Genomic DNA, 26259 nt, shown 5'->3' with positions numbered 1-26259 from the left:
ATGGAGCATCAGGAGGTGCGCACTTGGCAGGTCGCCATATTTGGCACTTTCGACGTCCAAAACTATGGTGATCTGTTGTTTCCGATCATTGCCGAGGCGGAGCTGGGACGGCGCCTGGGTCCCGTCGAGCTGCATCGGTTTTCCTATCATGAAAAACGCCGACCTGAGTGGCCCTATGCGGTGACGTCGCTGACGGAGCTGCCCGGTATGGCGGCCAGCCTGGATGGCGTCTTGATCGGTGGTGGTTTCCTGATCCGCTTCGACAAAGTTGTCGCCCATGGCTATGGTCCGACAACGCCCGATATCCATCACCCGACCGGTTATTGGCTGACGCCTGCGCTGATCGCGCTGCAGCATGCAGTCCCGGTCATGTGGAATGCCCCCGGGATGCATTGCAACAGCATCCCCGACTGGGCCAGGCCGTTATTGACGATGGCCCTTGAGCAGAGCCAATACGTGCGAGTCCGTGATGCACCGACGCGCGACACCCTCGGCGCGCTCACCCAGCGCGCCGAGATCGAGGTGCTGCCCGATACCGCGTTCGGCTTGCCTCGCCTGATCGACGAGCAACAGCCCTGCGCCGAGTTCCTTCGCCTGCGCGAGCACGCCGGGCTGACGGCGCCCTACATCGTGATCCATGCCATCCACGTCGTGGAGTCCTTCGTAAAACTATTCGAAGACCACCCCGAGGCGTTCCAGGGTTATCAGTTTTTGGTGGTCCCGATAGGCCCGGTCCTGGGTGACGATCCGTCGGTCATCGCCGGGCGCCTGCCCGGGGCCATTACCTTATCGTTCTGGCCGGAACCGTTGCTGATGGCGCAGATCATCAGCCAGGCACAAGCGGTGATTGGTCATAGCTACCACCTGGCAGTCACCGCCCTGGCGTTTGGCGTCCCGGTATTTTGTTCGGCAGACCTGACCACCGGAAAGTACACGGCGCTGGCCGAGTTCGAATCGCTCCACGCGCTGCCGGACGCGACGACGATCGACCCGCACTGGTTCATCGCCCGCGCGGGCAAGACTCGCCCATCCCCGGCGGCGCAAGCGGCGGCGGATCAGTTGGTCGAGCACTGGGATCGGGTCGCGGCGATCATTCGCCAGGGCAGGACCGCGTCCCAGCCGATCTTGGGGGCGTTTCTACAGCACTTGCCCAATGTGCTCGAAGCCGCGGCCGAGGGGCGTGAGCCAGTGCCGACGGAGTCGTCACCGGTAAGCCATGTCGTACCGGAGCCGGACATCATCGAGCCGCCACCCAACCTTGCCCAGCAGCAACGGATTGCTCAGCTCAGCCAGCAGCTGGCGCTCAGTGATGCCAAGATGCTTGAGCTGCAGAACTCCAACTCGTTCCGAATGACCGCACCACTGCGTTCCATCGCCCGTGGTATCCGAAACCTGACAGCCAACAAGAACCGACAATGCTAGATCTATCTCGTCTCACACCCGCGGCAATGAAGACTCATCCATTCTCCTGGGCAGAAATCGGCAGCCTGTACTCGGTTGAAGATGCGGCCGCTTTGGCGGCGTCCTTTCCCCATGATCACTTCAAGACGGTGAGTGGTTATGGCGGCGAAAAAAATTATGACTACGAGGCCCGCGCCCTGGTTGCCATGGGAACCCATACCATTGCGTTCCCTGAAGAACTGAGCGAGGCGTGGTTGAGCCTGGCGCAGGATCTTGTCTCGGCTGGCTACCGGGAGGCCCTGTCGCAAATGACCGGGATCGATCTGCGTACCGTGCCGATGGAGGTCAACGTTTTTCATTACGGCCCCGGCGCAAGCCTGGGGGCCCATCCGGACCTGCCCGATAAACTGGTGACCCATATCCTGTACTTCAATGAGTCCTGGGATTGTAACGATGGCGGTTGCCTGAACATCCTGCACCGCAACGATCCCACCGCCGTGGCGGCCGAGGTCGAGCCGCTGGTGGGCAACTCGGCGGTCCTGGTGCGTTCGGATAATTCATGGCATGCCGTCACACCCGTGGTGAGCGGCTGCCATTCTTCGCGTCGAAGCCTGACGGCCACGTTCTATCGGCCGGGTTCCCCTAGTTCGATGTGGCCGACGGGCGACAGCACGCCGTTGCATGGGTACCCACGTGCCTGAGCTCGACCGTACCTTGATCGACCGCGATGCTGCCTTGGCCCAGAGGGACGCGGCGATCAACGAACGCGATGTCGCCTTGGCAAAAGTCGATTTCCTGCAGAACACCCGTTCGTGGCGTTTCACCCGGCCATTGCGCACGCTCTTCCGGGTGATGCGTTATGGTTTTGCCGCCACCCGGGAGTTACCCGAGCCAGCCGTCGCACAGGTCTACCCAGCGGCACCGGAGCCGTTGCCAAGCATTGAGGAGGCGCCCGATTTCGCCACGCAAGGGCGGCTGGATATTCTTTGCTTCGCCAACATCGATTGGGCCGCGCGCTTCCAGCGACCGCAGCAATTGATGAGCCAGTTTGCAAACCATGGTCATCGGGTTTTTTACATCGTCCCTTCCAGCGTGCCGGAACAGGGCGAGCTTTATCGGTTGACGTCGGTGGCGCCGAACGTCCTTGAAGTCGCACTGCAGCGCGGCGCCCAAGAGGCGTATTACGAAAAGACAGTGACGCCTGAGAATCACCAGGCCTTGTCATGTGCCTTGGCCGGGCTGATCACCGATATGAATATCAGGACCGCCCTCTCGGTGGTGCATATCGCCTATTGGAGTCCGGTGGCGCTCAGCCTGCGGGCCAGGCATGGCTGGCATATCCATTACGACTGCATGGATGACTGGGATGGTTTCCCGAACATTGGCGAACAGCTGCTGAGCGAGGAACGAAAACTGATCGGACAGGCGGACCTGGTGACCGTGTCCGCCGCGTTGCTCCAGCAGAAGTGGAGCGCCCTCGACCCGCGTTGCGTCCTGGTGCGAAACGCCGTGGATTTCGATTTTTTTCGGCAGCACTGTTTCACCAACGATGTGCTGGGCGGGCTTTGCGGCCCGGTGATCGGCTACTACGGCGCCTTGGCGCAATGGCTCGATTATCCATTGCTGGCGGCGTTGGCAGACAGGCGGCCAGAGTGGAACTTCATTCTGGTGGGAGACGTTTTCGTCGAGGATATGGCAGGCCTCGAGCACAAACCCAATGTGCAGTTGCTGGGCCGCAAGCCTTATTCGCAAATGCCGCTTTATCTGGATCATTTCGATGCTTGCCTGATTCCCTTCAGGCTCTATAACGTGACGCATGCAGTCGATCCGGTGAAGTTCTACGAGTACATCAGCGCAGGCAAACCGGTCATTTCCACGCCACTGGCGGAGTTGAGCCTCTATCAAGACGTGCTGTACTTCGCGACGGGGGTCGATGAGTTCATCGAGCAGATCGAACGTGCGTTGGCCGAGCGCGACCTTGCCATGATCAAACGGCGGGTAGAACTGGCGCGGGCCAACGATTGGAAGGATCGCTTCGATAGCATGCAACTGGCAATCGGCGGGCTGTATGAAAAAGTCTCCATCGTCCTCGTGACGTACAACAACCTCAACCTGACGATCCAATGTGTCAACAGCATCCTGCGTAATACCACTTGGCCCAACTACCAGCTCATTGTCGTCGACAACGGTTCGGAGGATGGCACGAAGGATTATTTGGAACGACTGCGCGATGAAGTGCCGGAGACAAAGATCATTCTCAACCCGGAGAACCGAGGCTTCGCCGCGGCCAACAACCAAGGCTTGCGCGACGCCGACGGTGACGTCCTGCTGCTGCTCAATAACGACACGGTTGTACCTGGCGGCTGGCTGGATCCGCTGGTCCTGCATTTGCGCGATTCAAGCATCGGCCTGATAGGACCGGTCACGAATACGGTGGGAAACGAAGCGAAAATTGAAGTTTCCTACACTGATATTCAACAGATGCAGGCGTTCGCGGACCGCTACACCGAAGCCCACAAGGGACAGTTTTTCGATATTCCGATGCTCGCGATGTTCTGTGTCGCCTTCCGCCGGGGCATTCTTGATGAGGTGGGGTATCTGGATGAGGCATTCGGGATCGGGATGTTCGAAGACGACGACTACAGCCGTCGCGTGCAAGCGGCGGGTTACCGGACTGTCTGCGCCGAAGATGCGTTTGTCCATCATTACGGGCAGGCATCGTTCAGGAAGTTGATCGCCAGTGGCGAATATCAGGCGCTCTGGGATACGAACCAGGCGTACTTTGAAAGCAAATGGGGCGCCTGGCAGCCCCATGTTTACCGCTCAGGCAAGTCTTCATCCATCAAATGAAACGCCCTGGGCGTAAAGCCAAGCCGATGATGGGCATCCGAATGGTCAAATACCAGGTCCTGATTCATCCGAGCCACCAGGGCGCTGGACAGATGTCGGTAGCGGGGCAGGCAGCTCAGGATCGAAACGCCCAATTTAAGGGCCCCGGCGGGAACGGGCAGCGTTCGCTCCGGGCGTCCCAGGGCATGGAATATTCGGTTCACCATCGTGTGATAAGGCAAGACTTCTCCCCCGGACAGGTTAAAAGCGCCACTGGCCAGGTCAGTTGTGCTCATCGCCGACAGGCACGCCTGGACGACATCATCGCCATGGACCGGCTGGCGCAATCCAGTCGCGCCGCCAATAAGCGGGAAAAATCCGAAGCGTTGGATGAAGCGGGCTATCTGCGAAATGTTCTTGTCGCGGCCAAAACCATAGATCAGGGTCGGGCGCAGGATCACCCATTGGATTTGCCGTTCGGTTGCCCACTGCTCGAGTTGTTCTTCCGCATTTATCAAGCGTTGCGCCACGTCCCGTTCCCGGGCATCAGGTGACGCTTGCTTGGCAAAGCGGCTCGTGGATGAAAGCACGACGACACGCTTGACGTCAGTGTCGGCAAGACGCTCTAGATAATCGGACAACACCCAAAGAGGGGCAAACGACAAGAAGGTATCAAGCGTCAGCCCCTGCCAGTCGTCAGCCCTTCGCCATACCACGCCGGGAACTGGCGCCCTGGACGGACTGCGGGTGAACGCGCTCGTCGAGTGGCCGTCCTGTGCCAGCAATGGCAGCATGCGCTCTCCCAGGAGACTGGAACCGCCTAGTACGGCTATTTGCATTGATCGCTCGTTATCGCTGGTTCCATGAATGTCCGAGCCGGGACGTCGCGTGGCGGAGAATCATCAGGCTGAATCGAAACCACACCCCGATGACCACGCTGATCCATAGAGCGGACGGATACTTGCGGCGGAAAAACTTGCGATAGAAACGCAGGAACCCCAGGTGCTTGTGCCATTCGACGAAATAGGGGCGGTGGCGGCTGCAGCCCCCGAATACATGCATCACCTGGGCATCCGGCACGAACAGGACGCGCCAACCGGCCTGATGAAAGCGCATGCACCAGTCCAGGTCCTCGCAATGGAGGAAATAATCTTCGTCCCACAACCCGACGCTTTCTATCGCTTCGCGCTTGACCAGCATGCAAGCCCCGGAGATGGCCTCGACGAAGATGGGAGCGCTGGGCAGCGGCTCCTTGTGCAGTAGAAAATCGGACAACACCGATGGAAAAAGAACCGCGAGCCGCGAGAGCCCGAAAGCCCGCATGAAGGCGCGCCTGGGCGTCGGAAACACGCGGCGCCCACCGGCTTGCTCGCTACCGTCCGGATTGCACAGGAACCCGCCGACCATGCCGATCTCGGGTGAGCTGCGCAATGCCTGGAGCATGCGGTCGATGGCATCGGCGGCCAGCTCGGTGTCCGGGTTCAGGAAGAGCAAGTTGGGGGCCGCTGACAGGCGGGCACCTTGATTGCACGCCACGGCAAAGCCCAGGTTGGCGGCATTACGGATGATCCGAAGCGAGTCGCCGGCAGCTTGGGTTTGTGCCAGTAGCGTCAGGCTGTCGTCGTGGGAGTCGTTATCGACCACGATCACCCTGGAGGCGCCGGCGGCAAATGCCGATCCGACGCTTGCCAACAAAAGATCACCGGCGTTGTAGTTGACGATGATTACGTCACACTCGCCCCGTGGCGATGGCTTGGCCCATCCATCTACAGCGAGCAGTTCCACTGCTTCCAACATCATCTCTCCATGCAACCTGGATACGTATGGGATCGCAACTACTCAGGTCTGCATTGAAGATAGCAGGTCGGTGGGCTTCGACCAGTTTCGTCTTGAACGCGGTAGTCCACCGCAAAAAGCTCCAGTCGCAACAACGAGCTTTTCAGCCCGCTGGAAAAAAAACGTCCCGACCTGTCGATCTTCCCCTACGTCATTCGACTAACCTGTGAAGCCGCACCCCGCCCGAGCTGCACGGGCAGGAAGAACGCCTGCGGACACAGCTGTCCGATCAATCATGAAATAGTGACAGGAGAAAAAAACCATGAAAATCATTCCCTACCTGACCTTCGACGGCCGCTGCAAGGAGGCCTTCGAGCTTTACAAGGACGTGCTTGGCGGCGAGCTGTTCTGCATGTCCTTTGCCGATGCACCCGAGGACGTCGGCATGCCCAAGGACAAGAACCTGATCATGCACGCTTGCCTGACCGTGGGTGACTTCAGCCTGATGGCGTCCGACTGCCCGCCAGGCCAGCCGTTCAGCAAGCCGCAAGGTGTGTCGGTTTCCCTTAACGTCGACAGTGCTCAGGATGCCGAGCGGCTGTTCAACGGGTTGAGCGCCGGTGGCAACGTGCAGATGCCCTTGGCGAAGACGTTCTGGGCGGAACGCTTCGGGATGTTCGAAGACCGTTTCGGGATCGCCTGGATGGTCAACTATGAGGGCAAGCAATAAGCCGGGGGCAACCCAGGTCGCCGGCCTTGAAGCCGTCGGCGACCTGAAAGGCGTCGATATGTGCAGAACCGGCTATCCTTTTGCAGAACTGTATTTTTGGCAAAAGGGACGCCATGCCAGACCATGATCGCGCCACCGGCTCCGGATTTGGTATCGCGGGTAGGGCTCGAACCTGCTTTGTCAGGCTGCAGCTACCCTGGGTGGCGTCAGCGACGATTGCCTGTCTTTGTGCGGCGACTTCCGGTCACGGCCAGAACCTGCCAGCGCAAGCGGGTCCGGGGGACGCCGCGGTTACGGTGAGTCAAGCCCAGGAAGTCGTTTCCAGGGCCACCCTCGGCGCTGTTCGTTGGAGCGGCCCTGACTCCGGCCCCAAAGCGCAGCGGGGCAAGAGTATTGCGCTTGTTGCCGAAGACTTGCGCAACGGAGGCATCGTCGGCGTCGCGCAGGGTGCCCGGGAGGCGGCCAGCGCGATGGGCTGGACGCTGAAGATTTTCGATGGCGCAGGCTCGGCGGCCGGGCGCGCGAAGGCGTTTTCCGATGCCTTGGCCGCGAAGCCCGACGGTCTCATCCTGTGCGGTTCCGATGCCCTTGAGAACAAAGCGGCGCTGACTCCTTTTGCCAAAAATAATATACCCGTGGTCGGCTGGCACGCCGGGGTACGCCCCGGGCCGATCGAGGGCACGCCGGTGGCCATGAACGTCACCAGCGACCCGCTTGAAGTGGCTCGCCTCACGGCCATGGCTGCAGTGGCGCAATCAAACGGACGCGCCGGCGTGGTCATCCTGACCGATTCCAGGTACGGCATCGCCATGACGAAGGCCAAGGCCATGGAGAACGTCATCCGGGCCTGTCGGGAATGTACGTTGCTGGAGGTACGCGATGTCGCGATCTCGGAAAGTGGCGAGAAGATGCCCGCAGTGACCAGGGAGTTGCTGGAGCGCCATGGCGAACGCTGGACCCATGCGCTGGCGATCAACGATATCTACTTCGATTACTCGATCGCTTCCTTGACCAGCGCGGCAATACCCAGTGACGGCATCAGCCTGTTGTCTGCCGGCGACGGCAGCGCTTCGGCTTTCCTGCGCATACAGGCAAAAACCTACCAGACCGTTACCGTGGCCGAGCCGCTGAACATGCATGGCTGGCAAGTCATGGATGAATTGAACCGCCTGTTTGCAGGCCGGCCAGTGAGCGGTTTTGTCGCGCCGGTCCACTTGGTCAACGCCGACAATATCGCCTTCGATGGCGGGAAGAAATCCCAGTACGATCCTGACAATGGCTATCGGGACATCTATCGCCGCCTATGGAATCCCTGACGTTGAACATGATCTCCCGGCTTGGACGCCAGCTGTTGCCGCAATCGCTGCGCGCACAGTTCACAGTGGCTTTCTTGACGCTGGCGCTGCTGATCCTGGCAGGGGGAGCCACCGCAGTCTACGCGTTGCGTACGTCGAACAACGCCACTCGCCAGCTGACGGATGAACGGCTGGTGCGCATGCAGAACGGGCAAGACATGGTCCAGCGCACATTACTGATCGAGCGCCAGACCGACCAGCTCCTGACCACCCGTTCTCCCGAGATCCTGCGCTCAAGCCATGCCGCGACAGTCGAGCAGCTCGAGGCCCTCGATCAACTGGTGCAGCAGCTGACGGCCGCGAACAGTGGCGTGGCGATCCTCGACATGCATCAGTCCAGCCAGATATTCCGCAACACGGCGAACATCGTTGCGCAACTGCGCGAGAGCCTGTTGCAGACCGAGGTCGCCTTCGAGCAAGCCCTGGAGGACCTTACCGGCCGGCTAACCGCAGTACAGACCCCGGCCAGCCTGGAACGGGCGATGTTGCTGTTCGATCTGCCGCAGGCGATCGACAGCGATGCCGTGCAACGCCTGCGGGTCCGATATGAGCAGCTGTCGCGCACCGCAGGCAAGTCGGAAGCCGATGCGCAGGCGCCCGATCTTTTTTCCCTGCGCCAGAGGATCATCAACCAGAACGTCGTCATCAAGCGTTTCAATGAGGAATTGAAAAACGAGGCCGGGACCTTGGTCGCCCTGGCCCGCGCGCAATCGAATGCCTACACGCAAGACTATCGTGCAGCCCTGGAGGGGTTGGTCGAGGATTCGAATCGCAGCCAGCAATGGGTGCTGATCATGTTGGGCACCAGCCTGGTGTTCGCCTGGTTTGTGACCCGCGTGTTCATGGGGCGTCATGTGTTGGTGCGGCTTAATCAAATAAGCCGGCAATTGCGCCAGGAACATACCCACAAGACGCATCTGATGATGGCCGACCACGGGAACGACGAGATTGGCAACATGGCGCGCGCGGTGAACCAGTTTCTCGAGGACCGGCTCCAGCTGGAAAAAAGAACGGCCCAACTGAGCATTGCCACGGAGCGGCTGGCCGTGCAGAACAGCCGATTGGAGCGAGAGGCGATCATCCGCGCCGGACAGGGTCACGTGCTGGAACTGATCGCCAGGAGCACTGAACTGACCGAAGTCCTGGACAGCCTCGCTCACTTGGTCGAGTCCCAACTGGAGGGCATGATGGTGTCCATCCTGGTGCTGGATGAGGAGGGCAAGCACCTGCTGCACGGTGCGGCTCCCAGTTTGCCGAAAGCTTATTGCGAGCTCATCGATGGGATTGAAATCGGCCCCAGCGTCGGTTCCTGTGGCACCTCGGCCTATCGCCGCGAACCGGTCGTCGTCACGGACATCCAGCAGGATCCGCTGTGGCAAGACTACCGTTCAATTGCCGCGCCCTATGGGTTTCGCGCCTGCTGGTCGACGCCAATCCTGTCCCATGAGCGAAAGGTATTGGGTACGTTTGCGTTGTATGCCAACACCGTACGCAGCCCTAGCCCGGCCGAGACGCAACTGATCGAGCTGGCGACACCGCTGGCAGGCATCGCGATAGTGCATCAACTGACCGAAAAACGCATTCGCTTCATGGGTGACCATGACGCATTGACCGGGCTGCCGAATCGCACGTTGCTCGAAGACCGTCTCAAGCAGGCGATGCTGTATGCGCAGCGCTACAACCGGCTGGTGACGGTGGTGTTTCTCGACCTGGACAAATTCAAGCTGGTGAACGACAGCCTTGGGCACAGCGCGGGGGATGAGCTGTTGAAAACCGTGGCCCAGCGCATGGTGGAGTGTGTGCGTCGCACCGACACTGTCGTACGACTGGGCGGCGACGAATTCGTGATCATCCTGTTCGACCAACCGTCGGACCTCGACGGCGTGACGCCCGTCCTGCACAAGATCCAGGAAGCCATCCTGCGGCCGATCCACCTCAGTGGGCATACGCTCCACGTCACCTGCAGCATGGGCTTGGCCACGTACCCGGCCGACGGCAGCGATACCGACACGTTGCTCAGCAATGCGGACGCCGCCATGTACCGAGCCAAGGAGCTGGGCCGCAACAGCTTCCAGTTCTACACGAGCGAGATGAACAACAAGGTCCAGGGCAAGCTTGCCATGCAGGATGGATTGCGCAACGCACTCATCAACGGCGAGTTCCTGCTGTTGTACCAGCCACAAGTGGATTTGCAGTCAGGCCAGATCATCGGCGTGGAAGCGTTGATTCGCTGGCAACATCCGGAGTTGGGCATGGTGTCCCCGATCAAGTTCATTCCCCAGGCCGAAGAGACCGGGTTGATCGTGCCCATTGGTGACTGGGTGTTCCACGCCGCGTGCAGGCAGAACAAGGCGTGGCAGGACGCCGGCTTGCCGCCGATCACCATGTCGGTGAACATTTCCGCCCGCCAGTTCATCGAACGAGACCTGATCGACCGGGTCAAGCATGCGTTGCAAGAAACCGGACTGGAGCCGCGGTACCTTGAATTGGAGCTGACTGAAAGCCTGATTATGCAAGATCTTCAACAAGCCATCAGCAAAATGAAGGCGCTGCAATCGATGGGCACCAGTCTCTCGATCGACGATTTCGGCACCGGCTACTCCAGTCTCGCCGCATTGAAGAGCTTCCCCATTGCGCGACTCAAGATCGACCAGTCTTTCGTGCGCGACCTGCCCGACAACGAAAACGACAAGGCCATCGCCACCGCCGTGATTTCACTGGGGCATAAACTGAACCTCAAGGTCATTGCCGAAGGTGTCGAAACCGAAGAGCAGCAGACCTTCCTGCGGGAAAACGGCTGCGATGAGATTCAAGGGCACGTTTTCAGCAAGGCTGTCAGCGCGGAGGAAATCAGCCTGTTATTGCAGATACCACGACTGCCCCAATCAAGTCGCATGCTGAACCCGGAGTCGGAAGAACAGCAACACGGTAGAAAGCGTCCAGGCCACCCGATGCCCGGGCGTTAGGCCCGCGTGTCATAGCGTTGATTCAGGCATAGTCGTCTGCCCGGCGAAAGCGTTACGATTTACCCGTCTGTACTGAGCGATACCCGAGCCAGCATATCCCGCCCGCACCCTCATCGAAGCCCATGAAAGCGCCCACAGCTCCGGTTGGTGAGGCTCTGTCGAGAGACCCTACAGCGTGAAAAAAATCATTCGAATCGATGATCTCCAGGTATTCGTGACCACGACGGACGCTGGCAGTCTTTCAGCGGCGGCAAGGCTGCTGGACATCTCTCCGGCGCTGGCCAGCGTCGCAGTGCAGCGGCTTGAGGCAAGCCTGGGGGTGCGGTTGTTCGTGCGGTCCACAAGGCGGCTGCGCTTGTCGGATGACGGCGAGCGATACCTGAGCCATGCGCGGCAGGCGCTGGAGGCGTTGGACAACGGGGAGCTTGTGCTGGCGCAGGGGCGCGACGAAATCTGCGGGACGCTGCGCTTGTCGATGCCCTCGGACATCGGCCGCAACCTGTTGCTGCCGTGGCTGGATGAGTTCCAGCAGTTGCATCCCAAGGTGCTGTTGCACCTGCGCGTCAGCGACCAGGTGGCTGACCTGTTCACCGAACACCTGGATGCGAGCATCCGCTATGGCCAGTTGGCTGACTCGAGCCTGGTGTCCCTGGCGCTGGCACCGTCCAACCGAAGGACGGTGTGCGCCTCGCCCGACTACATCGCACGCCATGGCCGACCAGAAACCCCCGCAGAGCTGGGCGGGCACAATTGCCTTCGTTACGTGATGGGCGAGCAGACCTTCGAACGCTGGAGTTTCCAGACGCCGCAAGGCGTGGAAACCGTTCAGGTCCTGGGAAACCGCACCAGCGATGACGCGGATATCGTCAGGCGTTGGGCGGTATCGGGGCTTGGTGTCGTCTACAAGTCCAAGCTCGATGTGATGGACGACATTCGCAGCGGTCGCCTGGTGGAAATCTTCCCGCCGGACTATGGCCAGCCAGCACCGCTGCAACTGGTGTGCGCCCATCGAACCTCGCTGACGCCAGCGGTCCAAGTATTGAGGGCGTTCCTGGCGGCGCGTTTCGAGCGTTATGTCAGCGAATGAGTGGCGTCAACGTGTCAGCGGCCCGGGTCCTCGACGCGTAACAACACCCTGGTTACCCGTCGCTCTTGCACCTCCACCACCGTCATGCGCCATTCCTGCCAGCGAACGGTATCGCCGATGATTGGCAAACGGTCCAACAAACTCATCACCAGACCGGCAAGCGTCTGGTAATCCTCCGTCGCTTTCGCCTGGAAACCGATATGTTCGCGGACCTGGCTGAGGTTCAGGGCGCCGCTGACGAGGAAACCGCCTTCGTGGGCGACGATGCTCGGCCCATCGACTTCACTGGCATCCGGCAGTTCTCCGGCAATGGATTCGAGAATGTCGGTCATGGTCAGGAGGCCGACGAAATCACCAAACTCGTTTACCACGAAGGCGATGTGGGTCGACTCCTTGCGCATTTGTTCCAGCGCGTTGAGGATCGTGAAACTGTCGAGCAGGTTGATGGCCTTGCGCGCCATGGCTTCCAGGTTCGGCTGATTGCCCGCCAGCATTTCCTTGAGCAGTTCTTTCTTATGGACAAAGCCTAGCGGCTCATCCACGCGTCCTTCCCGGATCAGCGGCAAGCGTGAGTAGCAAGAGTGCATCAGTGTTGTACGGATTTCTTCCGCTTCATTGTCCAAGTCGAGGTGGTCGATTTGCGCACGAGGCGTCATCACACTGCGAATCTGGCGCTCCGCCAGTTGCAGCACGCCGCTGATCATGACCCGTTCGCGCCGATGGAACACCTGCTCCGGCTCATCGCCTTCCAGCATGTCGGCGATTTCCTCACCTATTTCATCGGGCCCCAGTTTTTGACCGCCCAGCAGGCGCAATACCGCATGAGCGGTACGCTCGCGCATCGGTCGTAGACCTTGCAGGCTTTTCTTGCGACGCGAGCGCGCCAACTGGTTGAACAGTTCGATCAGGATCGAGAAACCAATCGCCGCGTACAAGTAGCCTTTCGGGATATGGAAACCCAGGCCTTCAGCCGTGAGGCTGAAGCCGATCATCATCAGGAAGCCCAGGCAGAGCATGATGACGGTCGGATGGCTGTTGACGAATTGGGTCAACGGCTTGCTCGCGATCATCATCAGGCCGATGGAGAAAATCACCGCGATCATCATGACCGACAGGTGCTCCACCATGCCCACGGCGGTAATCACCGCATCCAGGGAGAAGACCGCGTCCAGCACGACGATCTGCGCAACGATGGGCCAGAACAGCGCATAGCCGACATTGCCGGAACGTTGCGCCACGTGGCCTTCGAGCCGCTCATGCAGCTCCATGGTTGCCTTGAACAACAGGAACACGCCACCGAACAGCATGATCAGGTCGCGCCCGGAAAAGGTCTTGTCGAAAATCTCGAACAACGGGTTGGTCAGCGTCACCATCCACGAAATGCTCGCCAGCAGGCCAAGGCGCATCAGCAACGCCAGGGACAAGCCGATGACACGGGCACGGTCGCGCTGCTCGGGGGGAAGTTTGTCAGCCAGGATGGCGATAAATACAAGGTTATCGATGCCGAGCACCAGCTCCAGCACGATCAACGTCAGCAGGCCCAGCCAGGCCGTGGGGTCAGCGATCCATTCCATGGGTTATTCGTTCCCTCGGACAGTCAATGCAAGGGAAGCGGACTGCAACGAGTGTATGCAGGACGCAGCGACGGCAAGAAAACGGTTCTTCGAAAGGCGACTGGGAGGTTCCTGGAGGGTATTCATACAGACCTGGAAATAATCGGGGAAGAAATCCTACATCGATTTCCAGCACTTCCTACGAAACGATTTATTACAGGATCTGACAAACCACGCCACCGTGAGCGCGGCGCGTCGAATCCGCGATGGGCAAGAGGCCGCGTATGCGGCTCTTGCCCTGTGGCATTACCCGTGCGAGTGCCCATGACCAGCTTTCGGTTGCAGCGTGCTTTTCAGCACCACAGGCGGTCATCAGGCCGATAACCAGATCAGGAGCGCGGAGCGGAGCAGGGTGGTTGAGGTGTTCATTGAGGTTTGCGTAGGAGCTAGAGGACGTGTTTTGACTGGAATCAGCGTTTGACGCTCAGGTAATTGCCTGTCGTTTTCAGCGATATGGTCACGTCGTTATTCGTGCGATTACGCCAGAACCACCCATGAGTACCGTCGAACAGTGCCGTGAATTCGCCCTTGTCGCCTTTGACCTGCTTGGCGTTGGAGTAGCTATGGAAATAGCCCTTTTTTCCGTTGTAGGGTTCGCCATGGGTGTCATGGTTCACCGGCCCACCAGAGGCCGCCCATTCATAGCTGACGGTGGCGTTCTTGAGCATTTCCAGCTTGATTTCTGTCCCTTCGCCCGGCTTTAGCGTGACAGTCATTTCATCTGTCTTTAAATCCGGGGCGGGTTGGGCGGGGGGTGGAGGCGCAGGTTGCGCCGAAGGAGTTACCGCAGCAATCGGCTGAGCTGGAGCCTCTTGAACCGGTTGCGTCGCTGCATCCGCCAACGTCTCCTGGGCGAGCTTGATCTTCATTTCGCCCATTTGCGTCAGGCCCAGTACGCGGCCCATGCCCGTCGGGTCGATCGCATATTCCGAAGGCATGACGACGGTGACCAGCAAGCCGACCGCAGCCAGCAAGGCGATGGCAGTCGAGCGCACCAGTTGGCGGGTGCTGGGCAATTCATTGACAGTGGGAAGTGGCGTATTGAACATGATTGAAATTCCTTAGGCTGAGGCAAACAGGCCGGTGATCTGGTAACCCATCAAAAGGAAACCGGCACTCATCATGGCGACATTGGCGGTATAGGCATGGCGCCAGAAACTGCCGGTGCGCCGCCAATATCCCATCAGAATGAGAATGGCGCTGAGGGCCAGCAACTGGCCGATCTCGACGCCGACGTTGAAGGCGATCAGGTTGGGAATCAGCCCGTCGGGAGAGATTTCGTATTCCTGGATTTTCGTAGCCAGGCCAAACCCGTGGAGAAGGCCGAAGATCAGCGTCGCGACCTTTGTATTGGGTTGGAAACCGAACCAGCGCTGGAACGCGCCCAGGTTATCAAGCGCCTTGTACACCACCGAGAAACCGATGATGGCGTCGATAATGTAGGCGCTGATGCTGACTTCGGTCAGTACGCCGAACAGCAGCGTGACCGAGTGTCCGACGGCGAACAGGGTGACGTAGAGCCCTACGTCCTTCAGGCGATAGAGGAAGAAAATCACCCCGAACAGGAACAGCAGGTGATCGTAGCCCGTCATCATGTGCTTGGCGCCCATGTAGATAAAGGGCAGCAGCATGACGCCGGAGCTTTCCTGGATGAAACCTTTATCGCCTTCAGCGACGGCGTGGGCGAGGGCTTCGGGCATTGCGAGAAGTAATGACGCGAGCAATAGAAACAACAGCAGGAGTGGGCGAGGCGATGGCGCGGTGGACGCGCCGACGCCACTCATTGGGTGCGAATGCATGGATAAAATCCTTCGTTGCAGTGATCAAGGGCAGCAGGGCGACCATGTCAGGTGGCAAGCGAAGGACGAGGAGGACGCTCGATCAGGAAAATGGGCGCGCGAGGAACGGCGTAGCGAAGGGCCTCGGCTTGTGGAGAGAGCTGTGGCTGGACCGCCAGGATCAGCGTCGTGGCAAGTTGCGGCGTCTCGTGCTGATGATCGGGCGTCAGCGGCGAGTGATAGTGATCCGAGCAGCTTGAACACGACCCGTCGGCCTGCTCTCCATGGGAGTGATGATGAGCATCTTGCGCGACATCCCGGGCCGGTTGTTCCGACATCAAGGACAGCGTACGGGTATGCCCGGCCCAGGCCATGAACATGGCGAGAGCCAGCGCCAATACCACTGCCGTTGTCAGTGTTCTGCTCAGCATAGTGATTGTCTTTCGACTCGTTATTTTCGGTCGTGATAGGTTTGCCATATCCTCTGGGGGGGGATAGGATTGCCAGCGTAATTCATTGAAGCCCGAGACTCAAGTCATGAGCGACGAACACGAACACAGCCATCCTCATACCCACCAAAGCCACGAAGCGATCATCAAGCGCCTCAAGCGAGCCGACGGGCACCTGCGCAGCATCATTCTCATGATCGAAGAGGGGCGTGAGTGCGTGGACATTGCCCAGCAGTTGCATGCAGTAGAAAAAGCCGTGTGCCAGGCCAAGCGCACGCTGATCCAGGACCACATCGATCACTGCCTGGAAGACACCGTTTCGGCATTGGACAAGGGCGAGCGCGCGCCATTGGAAGCCTTCAAACAAATCACCAAGTACCTTTAGGCCCGACATGCCCAACTTTGCTGAACTGCTGCAACAAGGTGGCGCTCACGCCTGGCTGTATTTCCCCAGTGCGATTTTGCTGGGGGCCTTGCATGGGCTGGAGCCGGGACATTCGAAAACCATGATGGCGGCGTTTATCGTTGCCATCCGGGGCTCGGTCAAACAGGCAGTGTTGCTGGGCCTGGCAGCTACGCTTTCCCACACTGCCGTGGTGTGGCTGGTGGCGATCGGTGGCATGTACCTGGGCCAAGGGCTGGACGCTCAGACCACGGAACCGTACTTCCAACTCGCGTCTGCGGCGCTGATCATCGCAATCGCCCTATGGATGCTGTGGCGTACCTGGCGCGGCGAACAGATGTTCAAGTTCGAGCAGGGTGACGGTCATCATCACGGCGAGCACGACCATGAACATCATGATGAAACCCATCGCATCGATACCGGCCATGGGCGTGTCGAGCTGTCAATCTTCGAGCAGGGCATGCCACCCCGCTGGCGCTTGAAAACGTTGACCGGGCATGCCTGGGCCGCCGCGGATGTTCGCCTGACGACTACGCGCGCCGATGGACACGTGCAGGCGTTCTCGTTTACCGAGCGCGATGGGTTCCTGGAGTCGACAGTCGATATTCCCGAGCCTCATGAATTCAGCGCTCGCTTGAGCCTGGGGCATACGGGGCATTCCCACGATTACGACCTTGAGTATCGGGAGCATGATCATGGGCATGAACACGCCGGCCTGGAAGGCCTGGAGCTGTCACTGGAGGGTTACCAGGACGCCCACGAACGGGCGCATGCCAACGATATCCGCAAACGCTTCACCAACCGTGAAGTCACCACGGGCCAGATCATTGTCTTCGGTCTTACGGGGGGGCTGATTCCCTGCCCGGCGGCCATCACCGTTCTGTTGCTCTGCCTTCAAGTCAAGGAAGTCGCGCTGGGCGGCATGCTTGTCTTGTGCTTCAGCATTGGCTTGGCGATCACTCTGATGACTGTGGGGGCGGCGGCGGCCATTGGTGCACGACAAGCCTCCAACCGCTGGCCCTGGTTGGGCACCGTCGCGCGGCGGGCGCCTTATTTGTCCAGCGTGTTGATCATCGGCGTTGGGGTGTACGTGGGCATTCACGGCTGGACCGGTTTGAATGCGTAAGGCTTATGACCGAAACTCACCTGGATCTGATGACCAGTGCTATTCACGATAAGCCTTTTCCCGCTCTCTATGGAATTCAGCCCTGCGCTTGGCAGCTTTACGCTCCATTTCCTGGTAATGCTTGCGTTCTTCGCGATTCATTTCTTCATGGGCCTTGCGGCGTTCTCGCTCATTTTCCTGGTCTGCCTTTTCCATCTCCCGCTGGTGTTCCCAGTATTGCCGGTAGTGCTCGCGAATCTCTTTGTCAGGGTCATCAGCGTACGTTTGCCCCGTGGCTACGCACAGTACCGCGAAGACGTAAGTGGTGATTCTGTACATGGCGTATAGAGCTCCAATGGGCGAGCGAAACGGCGTATCTGGTAGACCTCTGTCCTGGAAAAAGTTGCTTTCGGATTCGAAGGCCGATGGGATAGGCAAAGCCCAGCTTCAAGCTGGGCTTCGTGACACGCGGGGGCTTCTCGCCAGCGCGGAGGCTAGCGCAGCAAATGCACGCCCAAGCCAGCCAGCGCACAGGCCATCAGGACCTGGATCACGCCACGCTTGAAGCGAAACAGCGCGATGGCCGCTGCGATCGCAATCAGCGCCGAAGGCCAGTCGAGGCTGCCACCAAAGCCATTTGGCCACAGCACGTGGTAGCCAAAGAAGCACGCCAGATTAAGAATCACGCCGACGACTGCGGCGGTGATTGCGGTGAGCGGGGCAGTGAACTTGAGCTCGTTGTGGGTCGACTCCACCAGCGGGCCGCCCGCCAGGATGAACAGGAAGGAGGGCAGGAAGGTGAACCAGGTCACCAGGGCTGCCGCAACGGCACCGGCGAGCAATACCTGATCGGCGCCAAACACCTGCGAAACATAGGCGCCGACAAAGCCCACGAAGGCCACCACCATGATCAGCGGTCCGGGCGTGGTTTCACCGAGCGCCAGGCCGTCGATCATCTGGGTTGGGGTCAACCAGCCGTAGTGACCCACCGCGCCTTGGTACACATAAGGGAGCACCGCGTAAGCACCGCCGAAGGTCAGCAGTGCGGCCTTGGTAAAGAACCAGCCCATTTGGGTCAACGTGCCTTCCCAGCCAAACAGCGCGGTGAGAGCGCCCATCGGCAGGGCCCACAGTGCTGCGCCAAGCAATGCCAGGAACACGAGCCTTGGCCAACTGAAGCGGGCATGTTCGGGCGCGGGTGTTTCATCATCGATCAGGGCCGGGCCGAATGTCTTCCTGGCGGTACCATGTCCGCCGACCTGGAATTTCTCCGGCGCCAAGCGTCCGCCCACGTATCCGATCAATGCCGCGCCCAGCACAATCATCGGGAAGGGGACGTTGAAGGCGAAGATCGCCGTGAACGAAGCGGCGGCGATGGCCCACAGCCAATTGTTCTTCAATGCTCGCGAGCCGATTCGATGCGCGGCCTGAACGACAATCGCCGTCACCGCCGGCTTGATCCCGTAGAACAGGCCGGCGACCACGGGGACTTCGCCAAAGGCGATATATACCCACGACAAGGCAATCAGGATGAAAAGGGAGGGCAGCACAAACAGCGCGCCGGCGATCACGCCACCCCAGGTCCTGTGCAATAACCACCCGATGTAGGTCGCCAACTGCTGGGCCTCTGGTCCGGGCAGCAACATGCAATAGTTGAGCGCGTGGAGAAAGCGTCGCTCGGAGATCCAGCGCCGCCGCTCGACCAGCTCCTGGTGCATGATGGAAATCTGCCCCGCAGGGCCGCCGAAGCTGATGAAACCCAGCTTCAGCCAGAACCAGAAAGCCACGCGCAAGCTGATCGGTTCAGGTCTGGGAAGATCGTTTTCAACGGCAGTTTCGGCGTGCTTGGGGGTCATGAGCGATAGCTTGGAAAAATGGGCTGTCGCTACAGTATCGACTCAATATGAAATTGGAAGCTTTTTGTCGAACGCAGTGAAAGACGATCCTTCTGCATCGCCGGACAGCGATCGCTGTTCGTTCAAGCGTTGTCGACAGCCTCACGAAACATCATGGCGAAGGCTGTTCCTTGACCTTGGTTGAAACGACCGCGTCGTAACTTCCCGGGTTCTTCACTTCATTGGAGACCCACAGCCGCTCGCTGCGGCATTTGTACTTCACGCCTTTGCGCGGTGCCATGTCTTTCGCCGTTTCAATGCACAGTTGCCTGGACGTATAAGTCGGTCCGGTTTTCCGCTCTTCCACACAGCCTTCCATGCCACTACAGATCGTCATGACAAGAAAATAGACAGTCATCATCCTAATGTTGCTCCAGCGAGCGATGCGGTTGGTTACGTCCTGTGTCAGCGCGGCTTTTAGCGCCTGAACGCACAGCGGTCTCCCGGCGGATGATGAGCCTGTGTCCGAACCTTCAGCAATGGGACGCCAGTGCCACCTGTCGGGAAACCGGCGCATTATTTAAAAGTTTTTATGGGAAGGGTTTTGGTGACGGATTGTTGACGTCACGAAGGGCGCCATGGTGCGCTTTTTGGTCCAGGGAGAGGCCGTTTTCCAACGTCTGAAATCAATGCTGCGAGCGCTTTGGAATAGATGTTCGTACCTGTGTTTTCCTTCGGTAGTTAAGACGGATAAAGATCGTAAGTTACTGCGATTTTAATCTTTTACTTGCGGTGGAAGAGCATCAACTTGCGAGGCTATATGGACAAAATCTGTCCACTTGTCAACGTAATTACAGCCCCTATTATTGGCGCACTGAGTCGCCAAGAAGAGGCTGTCATGAAGCAGTTATTTGAAGGTTGTGTAAAAGTAATTGTCCCCTGTGGTTCATTGGGAGCGGGTGTGCGCGAAGAGGAAATAGCCTATGGATTGGCGGCGGGGGCGCAAGTCATTGCCACTGACGCGGGTTCAACGGACAGCGGCGCGGCTTATCTTGCCCTGGGCAAGTCGAAGAATAACCGAGGCGCGGTCAAGCGCGACCTGACCATTCTAATGAAGGCCCAGGCGCAATCCGGCGTGCCGATTATCGTGGGGACGGCGGGGCAGGCGGGCGGCGACCTCAATCTCGATTGGACGCGAGATATTGCCTTGGAAATTGCCGGAGAGTTGGGCGTGTCGCCAAAGATTGCGCTCATTTATTGCGAGCAAGACAAGCAGACCATTAAAAAACTGAGCGCCGAAGGCCGTATCAAACCGCTGCCGCCCCATGGCGAGTTGGACGACGCAACAGTAGACGCGTGCGAGCACATTGTCGCTGCGCTTGGGGTGGAGCCGTTCCTCGCTGCGCTGGACGCGGGGGCCGATATCATCTTGGCCGGCCGCTCGACCGACACCGCCGTCATCGGCTGCTATCCCATCTGGAAAGGCGCCCCGTGGGGGCCTTCCTGGCACGCTGGCAAGACCGGTGAATGCGGCGTTCAGTGCGCCGTGAACCCGACGCTCGGGTCGGGGATCCTGCTGAGTGTCGACGCGAACGGCTTCGAAGTCGAGCCGTTGAGCCTGGACAACCAGTGCACGCCCCATAGCGTCTCGGCCCATATGCTGTACGAAAACAGCGACCCGTTCCGGTTGTTGGAGCCGGGTGGAATCTTGAATGTGGCCCAGGCGCGCTACACCGATTTGAACGGACGCGCCGTTCGGGTAGAAGGCTCGCAGTGGGAGCCGATGCCGTACACCATGAAGTTGGAAGGCGCCGCAGCCGGTCTCTATCAAACGATCATGTTGGTGGGCATTCAGGACCCCGACGTGCTCAAGGATGTCGATGGTTTCCATGATCGTTTGCTGGATGCGCTTTATAAGAGAACGCGCCAGTCCATTCCATCCGAAGAATTGGGCGAGTTTCATATTTCCCTGCGCATGTATGGTTGGAATGGCGTGACCGGTGTCAAACCCGCCGCCGGAACATTACCGCCACCGGAAATAGGCATGTTGTTTGTCGCAACTGCCGCCACTCAGGAAATGGCCAATACCATTGCCCAGGCATGTAACCCATACTTTTTCCATTACCCCAGCGTCATGGGCAAAGAGTTGCCTTCCTATGGTTTCGCCTTTACACCGGCGGATATACCGCGCGGACAGATATTCGAGTTCAAGTTGAATCATGTCGTGCAACTTGACGATCCCTTCGAGTTGGTCCGTTTGAAGTGGATTGATCTGTCGGACAAAACAATGGCTATAAAGGAGTTTGCACAATGACCCAGTTGCGTGATGTTTGCCGGCACGTTCGATCCAAGCAAGCGGGGCCGTTCTGGATTACGTTCGATATCTTTTTCAACGGGCGCGAGAATTTCGAGCGTTATTGCGATTGCGCAGCACTTTCCCCAGCGCAATTTGCAGCGCTCTACGGCACCGATCCGGAACGGGTCAAGCGCATTGCGGTGCCGGATCTGGAAATGGTCAAGATCTCCTATCCCCGTACGACGCCCCAGGGCGGAATGGTCGAGCGCGACATGCACGCCGGCCAGCAATACGTTCGTTTGCTTGACGTGATCGTCGACTGAGGCCGCGCGCCAGCGTGCATCTTGATTGTGCGCCTCACGGACGAGGGCCGACCTATCTGTTCAATCCGAGGTAACCATGACGGACTCGACCGTTGCGAGGCGCCTTGCGCAATATGCCCATGAATTGCGCAACCAACGTTTGCCCGAAGACATCATCAAGCTGGTTCGCCAGCGTTTCATCGACAGCCTGGCCTGCGTACTGGGCGCCTACGGGGCGGGCCCGGTCAAGGCAGCCCTGTGTTACGCCGCCGCGAACAAGGCGCAATCATCCAGTGTATTCGGCACGAACCTCAAGACGACGGCGCAAATCGCAGCCTTCGCCAACGGGCTGATGGTTCGTTTCCTGGACTACAACGATGGCTACATGGCCTTGGAGCCAGGTCATCCGAGTGACAACATCCCGGCCTGCCTGGCAGTGGCGCAAGCCGAGAACGCCACCGGGGCCGAGCTGGTCTCGGCGATCGTCCTGGCTTATGAGATCCAGATGCGCTTGCAGGACGCAGCAAGCCTGAACAAGCGTGGCTGGGACCACGTCAATTACATCAACGTCGCGATGGCCGCAGCGGCGTCCAACCTGATGAAGCTGGACGTGGCGCAGACCGAGCAAGCGATCAACATTGCCTTGAGCGGGCACATGGCTATGCGGCAAGTGCGCAGTGGATCGTTGTCCGACTGGAAGGGCTGTTCCGCAGCCAACGCCGCTCGCAATGCGATTTTCGCCGCTCAGGTGGCGCGTCATGGCATGACCGGGCCGTCGCCGATCTTCGAAGGCGAGATGGGCTTCTTCAAGCAGGTCAGCGGGCCATTCGACCTGGATATCGGTCGCTTCGGTACGCCCGACAACGGCGACTTCGCGATACGGCGCTCACTGACCAAGACGTTTCCCACCAATGGCGAGCTGCACACGGCCGTTTGGGCTGCGCTTGATATCCGCAAGCGGATTGACGGGGTGAACGACATTGCCGCCATTTCAATCGAAACGTCCGAGTTCAACCGTCGGGTTCTCGCCGATACCCCTGAGAAATGGCTGCCGAAAACTCGCGAAACGGCTGACCATAGCCTGCCGTACAACGTCGCGCGGGCATTGCTGGACGGTGACATCACGGTTGGCTCATACGCCGCTGAGAAGGTCGCCGACCCCGCGGCGATTGCCTTGATGGAGAAAACCAGTGTCGTCGAGGATCCGTCGCTGACGGCGCTGTTCCCACGGCACCTTGCCAACCGTGTCCGGGTGACGCTGGTCTCCGGCGAGCAAGTGGTGAGTGAGATGATCACTGGGCCCGGTTCGGTGGAAACGCCCATGACCGATAGCGACTTCGAACGCAAGTTCAGGCGCATGGCGATGCCGCACATCGATGCAGCGGCACAGGCGGCAGTGATTGGGTTCGTCGCGGGGCTCGAACATCAAGCCGGGTTCGAGTCGTTGTTTACCGCGATGGCTGTTTCCTGACAATACCTGCGCTCCAATGGCATCGCGCCAAAGGAGCGCCGGGCGGAGTCAGCGGCGGCCGGTATGGCTCGCCGTTGGCAACGTCCCGGTGTAGCGAGCGCGAGGCCGGCCCTCGTGGTGTTGGTTGTACTGCTCGCTGGCGTGGGCGATCCAGCCGATAGAGCGTCCTACACCTCCCAATGAAATTTCCTGCCCGTGCAAGCCCAGTTTCCTGCCGATGAAGCTCACCATCAGAATGAATTCCGGTGGGTACGCAACGAGTTCCGAAGCCACTGAGAAGGCCTTTTGCAGCTTGATGAACTCGCTGTCGCCATCGAAGGCAGCGGTCAGCGCCGCCAAGAGATTGCTGGCCCGTGGGTCGTTGATCGAATGGACATTGGGGCCGAATCCGACGATGTGTCCGTCCTGGTTGTAGCGCTGCAAGATCGGCCGCGTAGGGTCTGCGGCGGTACAAATCTCTTCGATCATCCGGCTGGCGGCTTCATTCCTGCCATAGGCGACCTTGTGGCCCCGTGCGGCGGCGAGCGCGGCGATGACCGCATAGTACGCAGTGGCGCCGGTCGTGGCGGCGACGCGCACGCTGTGGGTGGTGTGGTCCAGCTCATGGTCGATACTGAGGATCAGCAGGCGGCGAATCAGATCGGCATGGGCCGGCGGGGCCCCGCATGACTGGGTGATGAACTCGTGCAAGGGTTGTGTGCTCGGTTCGGTCGCCCCTACGACCAACGCGGCAAACCATCTCACGACGTCTGCGCCCGTACGTGCGTAACTGTCGGGGGAAAGGTCGAACGCCTTGGGGTTCTCTCGCTGCACCAAGGGAAAAAGCGCGATGGCTTTTTCCTGGGCGGACATGTGCTCATAGATCTTCAACAGCTTGGCGGCGTCCTTCGGGGCACGAGGCAGCGACTCGCCGAACGCCGAGGGTACCTGCCAGATCAATTCGGCCACCTCTTCGACGGTTGCACGATCCGCGAGCTCGACGACGTCATGGCCGCGATAAAACAGCCCATCATCGGTGATCAGCGTAATTGCACTGTCCGACGGCGGCGAGCGCTTCGCCACGGGTTTTTCTGCCGCCGGGATCTTTACCAGTCGCTGGATATCCTCGGCCCAATAGCGACGCTTGGGCGTCCCGGCGATTTTGATGGAACGAATATTCTTTCGGCTGACGTAGGCGTACAGCGTTGGCAGGCTGATCCGAAGCAGGGCGGCCGCCTCGTCTGCCGAGAGGTAAAGGCCTTCTTGTTCTGACATGACGGGCCCACTTGGGTTGATTGAAAGGCGTACATGTTTATTAGATTCACCGTCATGTCGTCAACGTGTATCGGTGGCTGGATTTCAGTCTGCCCTTGAGTAAAGACAAACGGCTGATGAGCCCGATTTAGCAGGGATGTTGACGAAAAAAATCAAGATTTACAGCGTTTCACCCCCTATGTAGATTTCGGCTGCGCAAGAGATGTTCACATTGATTCTCGATGGCATCGATAACAATAAAAACGAAAAGGTGAAACGCATGGCTTGGTTAGGTTTCGCAATGGTCGTCACGTTTATGGCCTTGATCATAAGCAAACGACTTTCTGCTGTGACGGCACTCATCCTCATTCCGGTTGCCTTCGGGCTGGCCAGTGGGGCGGGACCGGAACTGGGCGCGATGGTGATGAACGGCGTCAAGCAAGTTGCGCCCACCGCGTTGATGTTGATGTTTGCAATCCTGTATTTCGCGATCATGTTCGACGCCGGGCTTTTCGAGCCCGCCGTCAGGAAAATCCTGCGCCATGTAGGCAATGATCCCCTCAAAGTCGTGTTGGGCACGGCACTGCTGGCCACTGTCATCTCGTTCGACGGCGATGGTGCAACGACTGTCCTGATCGTCACGACTGCGTTCCTGCCGCTTTACCTGCGCCTGGGAATGAACCCGCTGATTCTGGCATTAATGCTTTTGCTGACGAACACCGTGGTCAACCTGATTCCTTGGGGAGGGCCGATCGCCCGGGCCGCCAGTGCCCTGCACCTTGATGTGGCGCAAATGTTCCTGGGCCTGGTGCCGGCGATGTTCGTGGGGCTTGTCTATGCGTTTGCCGTGGCGTTCTGGATAGGCCGCAAGGAGCGGCGCCGCTTGGGATGGACGCCCGGCACCCTGGACGCCGCACCGGAGGAGGTCGCTTTACCGACCGTGCATTGCGAAACCCATCGGCCGAAGCTGTTCTGGGTCAACTTGGCGTTGACCGCCGGGCTCATGTACGCCATGGCCACAGGACTGGCGCCCTTGCCGATGCTGATGATGGTGGGGTTTTCCCTGGCGCTGCTGATCAACTATCCGCGGCTGGCGGAGCAGAAGGCGAGAGTCGCGGCGCACTCGGAAAGTGTGCTGATGGTGATCGCGCTTATATTCGCCTCAGGAGCGTTTACCGGGATCTTGTCCGGCACCGGGATGGTCGATGCCATGTCAGGGAGAATCGTCCAGTTGATTCCCGACGGCGGAGGCCAATACTTCAGCATCATTACTGCACTGGTGGCCTTGCCGCTTAATTTCCTGCTGTCCAATGACGCGTTCTTCTTCGGTATCTTGCCGGTGCTGGGGGCGGCGGCTGCCGAATACGGCGTTGACCCGATGCACATCGCTCGTGCGTCGGTGCTGGGGCAACCGGTCCATGCATTAAGCCCATTGGTTGCGGCGGTTTATCTCATCAGTGGAATCATCAAGCGTGACATGGGCGATATGCAACGCTATTGCCTGCTCTGGGCCATAGGCAGCAGCCTTGTCCTGATTATAACGGCCGCTATGACGCGGGCAATTATCTGATCAACTAGTTCACTGCGCCGAAGTTTCAAGGACGCCAGTTCGCGTCTGCTCACGTCAAAA

The 26259-nt window shown here is 59.3% G+C and carries 23 protein-coding genes; 13 read left to right on the top strand and 10 right to left on the bottom strand.

Translation table 11 applies throughout. The features are described from left to right. The 3 genes from VQ575_RS14805 to VQ575_RS14795 are packed head-to-tail and all read left to right on the top strand — an operon-like array spanning position 1 to position 4251. On the top strand, positions 1-1422 hold the full coding sequence (locus tag VQ575_RS14805; RefSeq protein WP_235433083.1) for a polysaccharide pyruvyl transferase family protein: 1422 nt from the start codon (positions 1-3) through the stop codon (positions 1420-1422). Continuing rightward, positions 1416-2102, top strand: coding sequence for a 2OG-Fe(II) oxygenase (locus VQ575_RS14800; protein WP_325917814.1), 687 nt, complete (start codon positions 1416-1418; stop codon positions 2100-2102). Before VQ575_RS14805 ends, VQ575_RS14800 begins: the two co-directional genes overlap by 7 nt. Continuing rightward, positions 2083-4251, top strand: coding sequence for a glycosyltransferase (locus VQ575_RS14795; RefSeq protein ID WP_411829889.1), 2169 nt, complete (start codon positions 2083-2085; stop codon positions 4249-4251). The genes VQ575_RS14800 and VQ575_RS14795 overlap by 20 nt, the downstream gene beginning before the upstream one ends. Here the strand turns inward: VQ575_RS14795 and VQ575_RS14790 are convergent. Both VQ575_RS14790 and VQ575_RS14785 read right to left on the bottom strand, forming a co-directional pair. Then, a complete protein-coding gene (locus VQ575_RS14790) occupies positions 4218-5069 on the bottom strand; it encodes an NAD-dependent epimerase/dehydratase family protein (RefSeq protein ID WP_200900482.1) in 852 nt (283 codons plus the stop codon). The genes VQ575_RS14795 and VQ575_RS14790 overlap by 34 nt on opposite strands. A 10-nt stretch (positions 5070-5079) precedes the next feature. After that, on the bottom strand, positions 5080-6027 hold the full coding sequence (locus VQ575_RS14785; RefSeq protein ID WP_046509654.1) for a glycosyltransferase family 2 protein: 948 nt from the start codon (positions 6025-6027) through the stop codon (positions 5080-5082). 301 nt (positions 6028-6328) lie between these two features. Between VQ575_RS14785 and VQ575_RS14780 the strand changes: the two genes are divergently transcribed. From VQ575_RS14780 to VQ575_RS14765, 4 genes are all read left to right on the top strand, one after another. Continuing rightward, entirely contained in the window at positions 6329-6736 is a 408-nt protein-coding gene (locus tag VQ575_RS14780; RefSeq protein WP_325917812.1) for a VOC family protein, read from the top strand. 296 nt (positions 6737-7032) lie between these two features. Then, a complete protein-coding gene (locus VQ575_RS14775; RefSeq protein WP_325917810.1) occupies positions 7033-8052 on the top strand; it encodes a substrate-binding domain-containing protein in 1020 nt (339 codons plus the stop codon). Further along, positions 8040-11057, top strand: coding sequence for an EAL domain-containing protein (locus VQ575_RS14770; RefSeq protein ID WP_325917809.1), 3018 nt, complete (start codon positions 8040-8042; stop codon positions 11055-11057). Before VQ575_RS14775 ends, VQ575_RS14770 begins: the two co-directional genes overlap by 13 nt. 184 nt (positions 11058-11241) lie before the next feature. Then, positions 11242-12144 carry a LysR family transcriptional regulator gene (locus VQ575_RS14765; RefSeq protein WP_411829977.1) on the top strand — a complete coding sequence of 301 codons (903 nt, stop codon included), beginning with the start codon at positions 11242-11244 and terminating at the stop codon, positions 12142-12144. Between the two features lie 14 nt (positions 12145-12158). On the opposite strand, the gene VQ575_RS14760 is transcribed toward VQ575_RS14765, so the two are convergent. The 4 genes from VQ575_RS14760 to VQ575_RS14745 form a co-directional block, all read right to left on the bottom strand. Continuing rightward, positions 12159-13718, bottom strand: a complete 1560-nt coding sequence (locus VQ575_RS14760; protein WP_039589817.1) for a TerC family protein — start codon at positions 13716-13718, stop codon at positions 12159-12161. A gap of 449 nt (positions 13719-14167) precedes the next feature. Continuing rightward, a complete protein-coding gene (locus VQ575_RS14755) occupies positions 14168-14806 on the bottom strand; it encodes a transmembrane anchor protein (protein WP_325917806.1) in 639 nt (212 codons plus the stop codon). 12 nt (positions 14807-14818) lie between these two features. Next, positions 14819-15556, bottom strand: a complete 738-nt coding sequence (locus tag VQ575_RS14750; RefSeq protein ID WP_325917804.1) for a HupE/UreJ family protein — start codon at positions 15554-15556, stop codon at positions 14819-14821. Between the two features lie 47 nt (positions 15557-15603). Next, positions 15604-15966 carry a hypothetical protein gene (locus tag VQ575_RS14745; RefSeq protein ID WP_325917803.1) on the bottom strand — a complete coding sequence of 121 codons (363 nt, stop codon included), beginning with the start codon at positions 15964-15966 and terminating at the stop codon, positions 15604-15606. Positions 15967-16072: 106 nt separating this feature from the next. Here VQ575_RS14745 and VQ575_RS14740 point away from each other — a divergent pair, with 106 nt between their 5' ends. Both VQ575_RS14740 and VQ575_RS14735 read left to right on the top strand, forming a co-directional pair. Continuing rightward, a complete protein-coding gene (locus tag VQ575_RS14740) occupies positions 16073-16369 on the top strand; it encodes a metal-sensing transcriptional repressor (RefSeq protein ID WP_039589821.1) in 297 nt (98 codons plus the stop codon). A 7-nt stretch (positions 16370-16376) separates the two neighbouring features. Continuing rightward, the gene (locus tag VQ575_RS14735; protein ID WP_325917801.1) at positions 16377-17513 is read left to right on the top strand and encodes a nickel/cobalt efflux transporter; all 1137 of its coding nucleotides are present in this window, start codon (positions 16377-16379) and stop codon (positions 17511-17513) included. A gap of 39 nt (positions 17514-17552) precedes the next feature. Here VQ575_RS14735 and VQ575_RS14730 read toward each other — a convergent pair whose 3' ends face one another. From VQ575_RS14730 to VQ575_RS14720, 3 genes are all read right to left on the bottom strand, one after another. Continuing rightward, positions 17553-17831 carry a hypothetical protein gene (locus tag VQ575_RS14730; RefSeq protein WP_045156307.1) on the bottom strand — a complete coding sequence of 93 codons (279 nt, stop codon included), beginning with the start codon at positions 17829-17831 and terminating at the stop codon, positions 17553-17555. 155 nt (positions 17832-17986) lie between these two features. Further along, positions 17987-19348, bottom strand: coding sequence for a chromate efflux transporter (chrA, locus tag VQ575_RS14725; RefSeq protein WP_039589823.1), 1362 nt, complete (start codon positions 19346-19348; stop codon positions 17987-17989). Between the two features lie 151 nt (positions 19349-19499). Further along, positions 19500-19748: a hypothetical protein gene (locus VQ575_RS14720; RefSeq protein ID WP_325917798.1), complete on the bottom strand. Its 249-nt coding sequence runs from the start codon at positions 19746-19748 to the stop codon at positions 19500-19502. Positions 19749-20225: 477 nt separating this feature from the next. On the opposite strand from VQ575_RS14720, the gene VQ575_RS14715 reads away from it, so the two are divergent. The 3 genes from VQ575_RS14715 (at position 20226) to VQ575_RS14705 (ending at position 23396) form a co-directional block, all read left to right on the top strand. Next, positions 20226-21641, top strand: coding sequence for an acyclic terpene utilization AtuA family protein (locus VQ575_RS14715; protein WP_325917797.1), 1416 nt, complete (start codon positions 20226-20228; stop codon positions 21639-21641). Further along, the gene (locus tag VQ575_RS14710) at positions 21638-21946 is read left to right on the top strand and encodes a DUF4387 domain-containing protein (RefSeq protein ID WP_039589830.1); all 309 of its coding nucleotides are present in this window, start codon (positions 21638-21640) and stop codon (positions 21944-21946) included. The genes VQ575_RS14715 and VQ575_RS14710 overlap by 4 nt, the downstream gene beginning before the upstream one ends. A gap of 76 nt (positions 21947-22022) precedes the next feature. Further along, positions 22023-23396: an MmgE/PrpD family protein gene (locus tag VQ575_RS14705; protein WP_325917795.1), complete on the top strand. Its 1374-nt coding sequence runs from the start codon at positions 22023-22025 to the stop codon at positions 23394-23396. 48 nt (positions 23397-23444) lie between these two features. Here the strand turns inward: VQ575_RS14705 and VQ575_RS14700 are convergent, their stop codons facing one another. Further along, entirely contained in the window at positions 23445-24650 is a 1206-nt protein-coding gene (locus VQ575_RS14700; RefSeq protein ID WP_039589832.1) for a citrate synthase, read from the bottom strand. A gap of 259 nt (positions 24651-24909) precedes the next feature. Here VQ575_RS14700 and VQ575_RS14695 point away from each other — a divergent pair, with 259 nt between their 5' ends. Next, entirely contained in the window at positions 24910-26199 is a 1290-nt protein-coding gene (locus VQ575_RS14695) for a CitMHS family transporter (RefSeq protein ID WP_411829976.1), read from the top strand. Positions 26200-26259 lie beyond the last annotated feature (60 nt).

It is taken from the genome of Pseudomonas frederiksbergensis, from assembly GCF_035751725.1.
Lineage (GTDB): Bacteria > Pseudomonadota > Gammaproteobacteria > Pseudomonadales > Pseudomonadaceae > Aquipseudomonas > Aquipseudomonas frederiksbergensis_A.
Note: the sequence above shows the minus strand (reverse complement) of the source record. Positions and strands in the feature narration are given on the sequence as shown.